The organism is Mycobacterium shunyiense (genome assembly GCF_058270035.1).
Window position 1 is genome coordinate 324,182 of record NZ_JBZDPT010000043.1, and the last position, 10,171, is coordinate 334,352.

A 10,171-nucleotide genomic window follows, 5' to 3' on the forward strand; every position below is an offset into this window, starting at 1 on the left:
CGCACATGCGGGGCGGAACGAACCCGCAGTACGGGTATGCGGGACACTGGAAGATACGGCGGTGGGCCGTCACAGCGTCCTACCGCAGCGAGGAGACGAAGCGAGATGACCGACACCAGCGACACCCCCGATCAGCACTACCAGCCCGACCAGAGCGGCATGTACGAGCTTGAGTTCCCGGCCCCGCAGTTGTCGTCTTCGGATGGACGCGGCCCGGTGCTGATCCATGCGCTGGAGGGGTTCTCCGATGCCGGCCACGCGATCCGCCTGGCCGCCGAGCATCTCAAGGACACGCTCGACACCGAGCTGGTGGCCTCCTTCGCCATCGACGAGCTGCTCGACTACCGGTCGCGCCGGCCGCTGATGACATTCAAGACCGACCACTTCACCAGCTACGAGGAACCCGAGCTGAACCTGTACGCGCTGCACGACGGCGTGGGCACGCCGTTCCTGCTGCTGGCCGGCCTGGAGCCGGACCTGCGGTGGGAGCGGTTCATCACCGCGGTGCGGCTGCTCGCCGAACAGCTCGGGGTCCGCCGGGTGATCGGCCTCGGCACCATCCCGATGGCGGTGCCCCACACGCGCCCCGTCATGCTCACCGCGCACGCGAACGACAAGGAGCTGATCGCCGACCACACCCCGTGGGTCGGCGAAGTCCAGGTCCCGGCCAGCGTTTCCAACCTGTTGGAGTTCCGCATGGCCCAGCATGGGCACGAGGTGGTGGGGTACACCGTGCACGTCCCGCACTACCTGGCCCAGACGGCCTACCCACCGGCTGCCGAGGCGCTGCTGGCCGAGGTGGCCCGGACCGGTTCGCTACAACTGCCGTTGGAGAAACTTTCCGAGGCCGGAGCCGAGGTATACAGCAAGATCAACGAGCAGGTAGAGGCCAGCGAAGAGGTGGCTCAGGTGGTGACCGGGTTGGAGCGCCAGTACGATGCGTTCGTTGCCGCACAGGAGAATCGGTCTCTGCTGGCGCGTGACGAGGAACTGCCCAGCGGTGACGAGCTGGGAGCCGAGTTCGAACGGTTCCTCGCCCAGCAGACCGGTGACAAGCACAAAGACGACAGGTACAAAGACGGACGGGACGGCTTCGGCGACGGCTTCCCGAACGGCGACAACCACTCATAACAGCCCGACGCCGGGCCGAGGGCGAGGTTGACCAGCATGACCGAACGCAAACCCCATCTGCGGACCGTTCGCGAGCTCACACCGACGCTCGAGTACCGCACGATCCACGGATACCGACGGGCCTTCCGCGTGGCCGGATCCGGGCCGGCGATCCTGCTGATCCACGGCATCGGCGACAACTCCACCACCTGGCACACCGTGCAATCGGCGCTGGCCCAGCGGTTCACCGTGATCGCCCCCGATCTGCTCGGCCACGGTAGCTCCGACAAGCCGCGTGCGGACTACTCGGTCGCGGCGTACGCCAACGGCATGCGCGACCTACTCAGCGTGCTCGACATCGACCGGGTGACCGTGGTCGGTCATTCACTGGGCGGTGGCGTGGCGATGCAGTTCGCCTACCAGTTCCCGCAGTTGGTGGACCGGCTCATCCTCGTGGGCTCCGGCGGCGTCACGAAGGATGTCAACGTGGCGCTGCGGGTGGCCTCCCTCCCGATGGGCAGTGAGGCGCTGGCCCTCCTGCGATTGCCCCTGGTGCTGCCGGCCCTACAACTGGCCGGTCGGGCCGCGGGCACGGTACTGGGCTCAACCGGTCTCGGCCACGACATCCCGGACATGCTGCGCATCCTGGCGGATCTGCCGGAACCGACGGCATCGTCGGCGTTCGCCCGGACCCTGCGCGCCGTCGTGGACTGGCGCGGCCAGGTGGTGACGATGCTGGACCGCTGTTACCTGACCGAATCGGTTCCGGTCCAGTTGATCTGGGGTCAAAGCGATTCGGTCATCCCCGTCAGCCACGCCCACATGGCACACGCCGCAATGCCCGGTTCCCAGTTGGAGATTTTCTCTGGATCCGGGCATTTTCCGTTCCACGACGATCCCGACCGCTTCGTCGAGGTGGTCGAACGCTTCATCGACACGACCGAACCGTCGGTGTACGACCAGGACCGGCTCCGCAGCCTGCTGCGCAGCGGGCGGACAGAAGCGACGATGAGCGGGCCCTTCGACACTCAGATCGCGGTGCTCGACGCAATGGACGCCGACGAGCGCAGCGCCACCTGACCCGCTCCCCCAGCCGGGTCGGACAGTCCCGCGAAGAGCCCGAGATGCGGCCCTGAGATGCGACGTAGCATCGGGGCATGGCCATCGACGTCACCGTGTTACGCGTATTCACCGATCCGGACGGCAAGTACGGCAATCCGCTCGGCGTGGTCGACAACAGCACCGTCGCCCCCGCCGACCGTCAGCGGATCGCCACCGAATTGGGTTACAGCGAAACGGTATTCATCGACCTTCCCCAGCCGGGCGCCAACTCCGCCGGTGCCCACATCTTCACCCCGGTCGCCGAGCTGCCGTTCGCAGGACACCCAACGGTCGGCGCATCGTGGTGGCTGCGCGAAAAAGGCCTGCCGGTCAACACATTGCGGGTGCCCGCCGGGATTCTTCCGGTCGAGTACGAGGATGATCGCGCCATTGTCAATGCCCGCTCGGAATGGGCCCCGGAATTCGCCATCTACGACCTGGCCACGGTCGACGAGGTGCTCGCCGCAGACCCCGACGATTTCGATGATGCCTACCTGTGGGCCTGGAGCGACGAAGCGCGCGGCACGTTGCGATCCCGGTCGTTCGCCTCACACCTGGGGATTCCCGAAGACGAGGCCACAGGGTCGGCGGCGGTGCGGATGACCGACTATCTCAGCCGGGACCTCACGATCATCCAGGGGAAAGGTTCGGTGATCGAGACCCGCTGGAGTCCGGAAGGCTGGGTCCGTTTGGCCGGCCGCGTCGTCAACGACGGCACAACCCAACTGGACTGAATTACGCCTCGGCGCGATGCGCCCGCAGGGCCTCGATTTCGCGCTCGAAGTCCTCGGCTGAGGAGAATGACCGGTACACCGAGGCGAACCTCAGATAGGCGACCTCGTCCAGTTCGCGGAGCGGTCCGAGGATCGCCAGGCCGACCTCATGGCTGGGGATCTCCGGCGTGCCGAGGCCGCGGACCGCGTCCTCGACCTTCTGCGCCAAGACATTGAGCGCGTCGTCGTCGACCTGCCTGCCCTGACAGGACCGGCGCACTCCGCGGATGACCTTCTCCCGGCTGAACGGTTCGGTCACCCCGCTGCGCTTCACCACAGCCAGCACCGCGGTCTCCACAGTGGTGAACCGACGTCCACACTCCGGGCACGACCGCCGGCGTCGGATGGCCTGTCCCTCGTCGGTCTCGCGGGAATCGACCACACGCGAATCAGGATGACGACAGAACGGACAATGCATTACCGCTCCTTCGTCATGCCGCCGGACAAGTAGTTCGAGCGCCCTTGAGCGTACCCGCGATGCCCTAGGCAGACTCACCGCCGGGTCCAGTGGCATGTAGGTGCTCACGCCGACACCGGCCAGTGATGCTGCCTGCCAGGACGATTCAGCGGACATTGCGCTGCTCAGCCAACCGGCGCGAGCAGTGTCTGCCCGGCGTCGACCGCGGCGGAGTCGAGTTGGTTGAGGTCACGAATCTGCTCGACGACCCGGGCCACCGGAGCATCCGGGGCGACCCGGCGTGCCACCTGCTGCAGCGACTCCCCCGACTTCACCTGGACCACCGCGAGTTCGGCCGGCTGCGGGTTCTCCGCCCCCATCACCCCGCCGAGTTGCGCCACCAGGCCCAGCCACACCGTGATACCGGCGGCGACCAGGGCCAGTAACACCGTGGTCAGCGGAGTGATGGGCCGACTGCGGTGCGACGCCCGCGACATCAGCACACCGGTTCCGCGGTAGTGGACCGTGCCGGCGGCGGGTCGGGCGTGGCGCGGGCGCTGCACCCGCTGCACCCGGCGCACCGGCCGGGCCACACCGGTACCGAAGGTGGCGCTGCCCCTGGTACCCGCAGCACCTGCGGCACCCCTGGCACGGGCCCGCTGCGGTGAGGACTGCGGCACGGCCCGAACAGCACGGGAGCGGCTATCGGCGGGGATATCGATGATCGCCATCTGACTGCCTTTCGGTGGACTCTTTCGCTCTTGTGTTCGAACATACTCGCTCAGGTGTTCGATTGATAGAACATGTGATCGAACTGTTGCCAAACGATAGAACAGGGCACCGACAAGTTCCGGCCACCGACCGCGGGGACGGCCCCGAACTGCCACCCCGTGCGCTCCACCAGCAGACACGCCCACAACACGCCTCGAACACATGTTTGATTAATGTTCGATCAGGGACTACATTCGGCCCATGAGCGACGACCGCAGCAGGGACGGCAACACGGAAAGCCCGGCCGGATCGGACGGCGCGGGCCCACGCCGGGCCGAGGGCGGCCTCACCGACCGGCAACGCACCATTCTCGACGTGATCCGCGCGTCGGTGACCACTCGCGGTTACCCGCCCAGCATCCGCGAGATCGGCGATGCGGTCGGACTGACCTCGACCTCGTCGGTCGCCCACCAGTTGCGCACCCTGGAACGCAAGGGCTACCTGCGCCGCGATCCCAACCGCCCGCGCGCCGTCGATGTGCGCGCCGCCGACGATCCGACGGCCGCAGCACTGGTGTCCACCGACGTGGCCGGCTCCGACGCACTACCCGAGCCGACGTTCGTGCCGGTGCTCGGGCGTATCGCCGCAGGCGGCCCCATCCTGGCCGAGCAGGCCGTCGAGGACGTCTTCCCGCTGCCCCGCGAATTGGTCGGCGAGGGCTCACTGTTCCTGCTCAAGGTCGTCGGCGACTCGATGGTCGATGCCGCCATCTGTGACGGCGACTGGGTGGTGGTACGCCAGCAGAGCGTGGCCGACAACGGCGACATCGTGGCAGCCATGATCGACGGCGAAGCCACCGTCAAGACGTTCAAGCGCACCCGCGGTCAGGTGTGGTTGATGCCGCACAACCCGGCATACGACCCGATCCCGGGCAACGACGCAGCGGTGCTCGGCAAGGTCGTCACCGTAATTCGCAAGATCTGACCGGGTGAGGGGCCCGGCCGCACCTGACGGCTGCCGGGCCCGCTTCCTCAGTCCGTCCGCACGAACCCGTTCGTGCGGGCGAATTCCTCACTGGCGAACCAGATTTCGGCTACTGCGTCGTCGTACTCGGCGCTGTCGGGTGCCCAGTACCGTCCGGACTTCGTGTCCGCCTTGATCGGATAACCCTCCGGCGCGCGGTAAGGGTCCTCCAACGGCAGATGGATGGCGGTGGCACTGGGTATCTCGTCGAGCTCGATGGCGGCGTGGCGCCCGCTGTGCGCCTCGCTGCTGTAGGCCTCGGCCTCGGTGATGACGCGGGTCGGCGCGGTGTCGACGTTGTCCTGATCGCTCGGCACTGTCAGGCCACCCAGGCCCGCGAAACCCTGCGCCTCACGCACTCCGCCTACCGGACCGGGCATAGACCCGGTATCCGCCAGGTCCTCGTCCACGAGTTCCGCCTCGATGTCGTCGACATCGTCGCCCTCGGCGACCTCTTCGAAGTCGGCATCAATGGGCGTATCGAGATCCTCGTCGTCGAAGTCGTCGTCCTCGAAGTCGTCATCTTCATAGTCGTCTTCGAAGTCGTCATCGTCGCCGAAGTCGTCGAAACCCTGCTCCCCGACCAACCGCGAGGAATCCTCCGGCGGTTCCTCCTCCTCGCCCGGCGCCCCGTACCCACTGGCCGATCCGTGCGGAGCGGCCCATTGACTGACCGGAATGGCGATATCGGTGGGGCCGTCGTACGGAGATGCCGCGCCTGATGATTCCTCGCCGGGCCCGGCAAACCGTGCCGTCGCGGCGTCGCCGTACGCGGCGCTCGGCCCGTAGCCGTTGGCCGCGTCGGAGTCACCGCCGTCGCGGTACTCATCGTGGTCGTACCCACGCGAACCGTAGCGCGCGTCGTCATATCGACCCTCGTCGTAGGACGAATCGCCCGGTCCGCCGTCGTAGTCGTCGTCGAACGGATCGTGGTCGAAGTCGTCATCGCCACCGGCGCGCCGACGGTGCCACAGCGCGGCCCCCACGATCAACCCGGCGAGCAGCACGACCGGGATCACCGCGATCAGCCACCACCAGCTCCAATGCCAGGAGAACGGCTTCTTGCTGTCCGCGTCGGAGGGCTGCGGACCGGCCGCCGGGGTCTGGTCGAGTCCAGGAACCTGCAGCCCGCTCAATTCGGAGGCGAGTTTCGACGGCTCGGTGGTGAACTTGTTGGCGTCGCGGTCCCACGAGATCGCTCCCCCGCTGAACCGCTGACTGATGACACCGCCGTCTTCGGTCTGGTCGGCCATCGGGGCGCCCAGCGCTCCCTTCGCCCCGCCGAGCTTCTCCCAGGCCGCGTTCATCGCGCCCCGCACGATCACCGCGCCGTAGTCGGGAGTCCAGAAGATGACGGGGTTGTCGGCCGCGGCGAAGGTGCTGATCCGGCTGTTGGGTCCCAATCCGCCCTCGGACTCGCCGGCGGTCGGGAACCCCAGATCGCCTTCCGGGCCACCGACGCTTTCGTACTTTTCGAGCAGCTGGCCGGTGATGGCGTTGGCGCCGGTGGCCGGGCTGTAGAAGATCTTGCCGCCGGCGTACTTCTGGCCGAATCCACCGTCGCCGATCGGATACTGGTCGCCGTCCTTGGCTCCCAGCGGTCCCATCACCCCGCCTGCCTCGCGGCGCGCGGCGGCGATCGCCGAGGCGGGATCCGACGGTACGTCCAGACCGGCGAGCTGATCGGCCAGTTCGGGCGGCACCGTGGTGAACGCCTTGGTCTTGCGGTTCCAGGAGATCTCGCCGCCGGTGAACTTCTGGGAGATCACGTCGCCGTCGAACGTCTCGTCGTCCGCGGGGACGCCGAGCACTCCCGCGGAGCCGCCGAGCTTGTCCCATGCGGCGTTGATGGCGCCCCGCACCACCCGGGCACCGGTGGACGGAGTCCAGAAGATGACCGGGTTGTCAGGCGCACTCAACGTCGAGTTACGGCTGTCCGCGGCACGTCCAGCGCCCTCGTCGATGGTGGGGAATCCCATGTCACCGTCGGCCGGACCACCCAGCGACTCGTACTTGTCCAGGATTGCGCCCTGCATGAAGTGTGCGCCGGTTGCCGGGGTGAAGAACATCTTACCGCCGGAGAAGTTCTGCGCGAAGCCAGAACCCACCGCGTACACGCCGCCCTGCCGCGGCCCGAGCGGGCCGCCGTCTCCACCGTTGGCCTCCCAAGCGGCGGTGACCGCGGCGTCGGCATCCGACTCCGGGGTGGCCGAAGCCACCGCCGGCACCACCAAAGCAGCGACTACGAGTGCGAGCAGGCCGACCGCCAACCGCCACACGGCCGCGTTCAGCCTCGCTCCCGGCCTAGTCATGCGCCCTCCCCGCTCGTTCGGCAAAGTTTCCTTAGAAAAGTCCCGCCCGGACAACTTTGCGTCAGCACGTGACGATAACCAACTAACGTGGCCGATCATGACCAAAAAAGGCCCAATATCTGGGTCCGAAGACCCAGATTTAGGCTTTTTTGGACAAGTACCGGATAAATTCGGGGGCCGATCGGCCCGCTAGACGCCCAGCCCGCGACCGATGATCTCCTTCATGATCTCGGTCGTGCCGCCGTAAATCGTCTGGACTCGCGCATCCAGGTAGGCCCGCGCAACGGGGTACTCCCGCATGTAGCCGTAACCGCCGTGCAGCTGCAGGCAGCGGTCGATGAGCTCCACCTGCTTCTCGGTCGAGTACCACTTGGCCATCGCCGCCTGCTCCACGGTGAGCTTCTCGTCGAGGTGCAACCGGATGAACTCGTCGACCATCATCCGGACCACGGTGGCTTCGGTGGCCAGTTCGGCCAGCAGGAACCGGCTGTTCTGGAAACTACCGATCGGCTTGCCGAACGCCTTGCGCTCCTTGGTGTACTGCACGGTCTGCTCCAGCACCGCCTCCATCGCCGCGGCGGCCATGATCGCGATCGAGATGCGCTCCTGCGGCAGGTTCTGCATCAGGTAGACGAAACCCTGACCTTCCTCGCCGAGCAGGTTCTCGACGGGCACCTTGACGTCGGTGAACGACAGCTCGGCGGTGTCCTGGGCATCCAGGCCGATCTTGTCCAGGTGGCGGCCCCGCTCGAAGCCCTCCATACCGCGCTCAACCACCAGCAGGGAGAAGCCGAGAGCACCCTTCTCCGGGTCGGTCTGGGCGACGACGATCACCAGATCGGAGTTGATGCCGTTGGTGATGAAGGTCTTGGACCCGTTGAGGACGTAGTGGTCACCGTCACGCACCGCACGGGTCTTGATGCCCTGCAGGTCGCTGCCGGTGCCCGGTTCGGTCATTGCGATCGCCGTGATCAATTCGCCCGTGCAGAACTTGGGCAGCCAACGCTGCTTCTGCTCCTCGTTGGCCAGCCGGAGCAGGTACGGCGCGACGACGTCGTTGTGCAGGCTGAAGCCGATGCCGCTGTAGCGACCGGCGACGGTCTCCTCACAGACGATCGTGTTGTACCGGAAGTCGTCGTTGCCGCCGCCGCCGTACTCCTCGGGCACCGCCATCCCGAGAAAGCCCTGCTTGCCCGCCTCGAGCCAGACCCCGCGGTCGACGATCTTGTCCTTCTCCCACTGGTCGTGGAACGGCGCGACGTGCTTGTCCAGGAACGCCCGGTACGACTCGCGGAACAAGTCGTGCTCGGGCTCGAACAACGTGCGGTCGTACTTCACAACACTGCCCATGGTGTGACCTCCGGTACTGGTTACTGATTTGGGGCCAACCTATACCAACCGGGTGGTTGGTCAGCCCTGGGGAGGGTGGGTGCCGCCCGTAAACTCTGCTCATGCCCCGGTCCCCCATGAGCCTCGCGCACTGGGGCGCCTTCACCGCGAACGTCGCGGACGGCGACATCGCGGCCGTCACCCCGATGGACGGTGACACCGACCCCTCACCGTTGCTCGGCAACCTCGCGGGCTCGATCCGGCACCGCTCCCGTATCGCCGGGCCCGCAGTGCGACGCGGCTGGCTGCGCGACGGCCCCGGCCCCAGTACAGAACGGGGCGCCGACGACTACGTCGCGGTCTCCTGGGATGAGCTCTCCGACTTGCTGGCCGAGGAGCTGCGCCGGGTCGTCGACACCTACGGCAACGAGGCGATCTACGGCGGCTCCTACGGCTGGGCCAGCGCCGGACGCTTCCACCACGCCCAGAGCCAGGTGCACCGCTTTCTGAAAATGCTCGGCGGCTATACGTCTTCCCGCCATTCCTACAGCCTGGGCGCCACCGGGGTGATCATGCCCCGGGTGGTCGGGACCCATGACGACCTGTTCAAGCGCTCCACCGACTGGGAGGTCATCACCGAGCACACCGATCTGCTGGTGTGCTTCGGCGGTCTCGCACTGAAGAACACCGGCATCAACCACGGTGGCACCACGGCACATCCGGCCCGCGACGCGCTGCGCCGGATGCGTGAGCGCGGCGGGAAGATCGTGTCGCTGAGCCCGCTTCGTGACGACGTCGATGGCGACTGCCGATGGCTGGCCCCGGTCCCCGGCACCGACGTGGCGGTGATGCTCGCGCTGGCCTACGTGCTGGCCACCGAGGGCCTGGCCGATCTCGATTTCCTCGACACGCACTGCAGCGGATACCGGCGGTTCGAGCGCTACCTGCTGGGCCGCGACGACGGTATCGCCAAGAGCCCGCAATGGGCGTCGAGGCTCAGCGGCCTGCCCGCCGGCGAGCTCGTGGACCTCGCCAGGCAGATGGCGGCCTCGCGCACCCTGGTCACCGTCAGCTGGTCGCTGCAGCGGATCCGGCACGGCGAGCAGGCGCCGTGGATGGGCTTGACCCTGGCGGCCATGCTGGGCCAGATCGGTGTGCCCGGAGGAGGTTTCGGGCACGGCTACGGGTCGATGAACGAGCCGGGGTTGCCGCCGCTGCGCTGCGGCCTGCCCGCGCTGCCACAGGGCTTCAACCCGGTGCAGACCTTCATCCCCGTCGCGGCCGTCACCGACATGCTGCTGCACCCCGGACAACCGTGGCGCTCCTAGTGTTCTAGTGGGCGCTTTTCTGCTGTTCAGCGGTGTTTTCGATTGAAGCTCAAGCGTTCTCGGCGTGTCCGCGCTGCGATGAAGGAC

8 protein-coding genes and 1 pseudogene are annotated in these 10,171 nt (G+C 67.1%); 5 read left to right on the top strand and 4 right to left on the bottom strand.

The window, feature by feature from the left end; all coding sequences use genetic code 11:
• The first annotated feature begins 105 nt into the window (after positions 1-105).
• From AC4ELS_RS24820 to AC4ELS_RS24830, 3 genes are all read left to right on the top strand, one after another.
• Positions 106-1,131 carry a proteasome assembly chaperone family protein gene (locus tag AC4ELS_RS24820; RefSeq protein WP_064935798.1) on the top strand — a complete coding sequence of 342 codons (1,026 nt, stop codon included), beginning with the start codon at positions 106-108 and terminating at the stop codon, positions 1,129-1,131.
• A 36-nt stretch (positions 1,132-1,167) separates the two neighbouring features.
• On the top strand, positions 1,168-2,190 hold the full coding sequence (locus tag AC4ELS_RS24825) for an alpha/beta fold hydrolase (RefSeq protein ID WP_064884426.1): 1,023 nt from the start codon (positions 1,168-1,170) through the stop codon (positions 2,188-2,190).
• Positions 2,191-2,267: 77 nt separating this feature from the next.
• The gene (locus tag AC4ELS_RS24830) at positions 2,268-2,945 is read left to right on the top strand and encodes a PhzF family protein (RefSeq protein ID WP_064960211.1); all 678 of its coding nucleotides are present in this window, start codon (positions 2,268-2,270) and stop codon (positions 2,943-2,945) included.
• A gap of 1 nt (position 2,946) precedes the next feature.
• On the opposite strand, the gene nrdR is transcribed toward AC4ELS_RS24830, so the two are convergent.
• The gene (gene nrdR, locus AC4ELS_RS24835) at positions 2,947-3,402 is read right to left on the bottom strand and encodes a transcriptional regulator NrdR (protein WP_019348288.1); all 456 of its coding nucleotides are present in this window, start codon (positions 3,400-3,402) and stop codon (positions 2,947-2,949) included.
• Positions 3,403-3,566: 164 nt separating this feature from the next.
• Positions 3,567-4,112, bottom strand: coding sequence for a LysM peptidoglycan-binding domain-containing protein (locus AC4ELS_RS24840; RefSeq protein ID WP_499049667.1), 546 nt, complete (start codon positions 4,110-4,112; stop codon positions 3,567-3,569).
• Between the two features lie 241 nt (positions 4,113-4,353).
• Between AC4ELS_RS24840 and lexA the strand changes: the two genes are divergently transcribed.
• Entirely contained in the window at positions 4,354-5,076 is a 723-nt protein-coding gene (lexA, locus tag AC4ELS_RS24845; RefSeq protein WP_064884422.1) for a transcriptional repressor LexA, read from the top strand.
• 47 nt (positions 5,077-5,123) lie between these two features.
• Here lexA and AC4ELS_RS24850 read toward each other — a convergent pair whose 3' ends face one another.
• Both AC4ELS_RS24850 and AC4ELS_RS24855 read right to left on the bottom strand, forming a co-directional pair.
• The gene (locus tag AC4ELS_RS24850; RefSeq protein ID WP_064884420.1) at positions 5,124-7,427 is read right to left on the bottom strand and encodes an LGFP repeat-containing protein; all 2,304 of its coding nucleotides are present in this window, start codon (positions 7,425-7,427) and stop codon (positions 5,124-5,126) included.
• Positions 7,428-7,616: 189 nt separating this feature from the next.
• Positions 7,617-8,777: an acyl-CoA dehydrogenase family protein gene (locus tag AC4ELS_RS24855; RefSeq protein ID WP_055113240.1), complete on the bottom strand. Its 1,161-nt coding sequence runs from the start codon at positions 8,775-8,777 to the stop codon at positions 7,617-7,619.
• Positions 8,778-8,878: 101 nt separating this feature from the next.
• Between AC4ELS_RS24855 and AC4ELS_RS24860 the strand changes: the two are divergent.
• A pseudogene (locus AC4ELS_RS24860) lies at positions 8,879-10,075 on the top strand (molybdopterin-dependent oxidoreductase); the annotation flags it as partial.
• Between the last annotated feature and the right edge of the window lie 96 nt (positions 10,076-10,171).

What these genes read in the sequence shown, in the direction of transcription:
- AC4ELS_RS24820 (WP_064935798.1), top strand. Translation starts at nt 106, where the DNA reads ATGACCGACACCAGCGACACCCCCGATCAGCACTACCAGCCCGACCAG.
- AC4ELS_RS24825 (WP_064884426.1), top strand. Translation starts at nt 1,168, where the DNA reads ATGACCGAACGCAAACCCCATCTGCGGACCGTTCGCGAGCTCACACCG.
- AC4ELS_RS24830 (WP_064960211.1), top strand. Translation starts at nt 2,268, where the DNA reads ATGGCCATCGACGTCACCGTGTTACGCGTATTCACCGATCCGGACGGC.
- nrdR (WP_019348288.1), bottom strand. Translation starts at nt 3,402, where the DNA reads ATGCATTGTCCGTTCTGTCGTCATCCTGATTCGCGTGTGGTCGATTCC.
- AC4ELS_RS24840 (WP_499049667.1), bottom strand. Translation starts at nt 4,112, where the DNA reads ATGGCGATCATCGATATCCCCGCCGATAGCCGCTCCCGTGCTGTTCGG.
- lexA (WP_064884422.1), top strand. Translation starts at nt 4,354, where the DNA reads ATGAGCGACGACCGCAGCAGGGACGGCAACACGGAAAGCCCGGCCGGA.
- AC4ELS_RS24850 (WP_064884420.1), bottom strand. Translation starts at nt 7,427, where the DNA reads ATGACTAGGCCGGGAGCGAGGCTGAACGCGGCCGTGTGGCGGTTGGCG.
- AC4ELS_RS24855 (WP_055113240.1), bottom strand. Translation starts at nt 8,777, where the DNA reads ATGGGCAGTGTTGTGAAGTACGACCGCACGTTGTTCGAGCCCGAGCAC.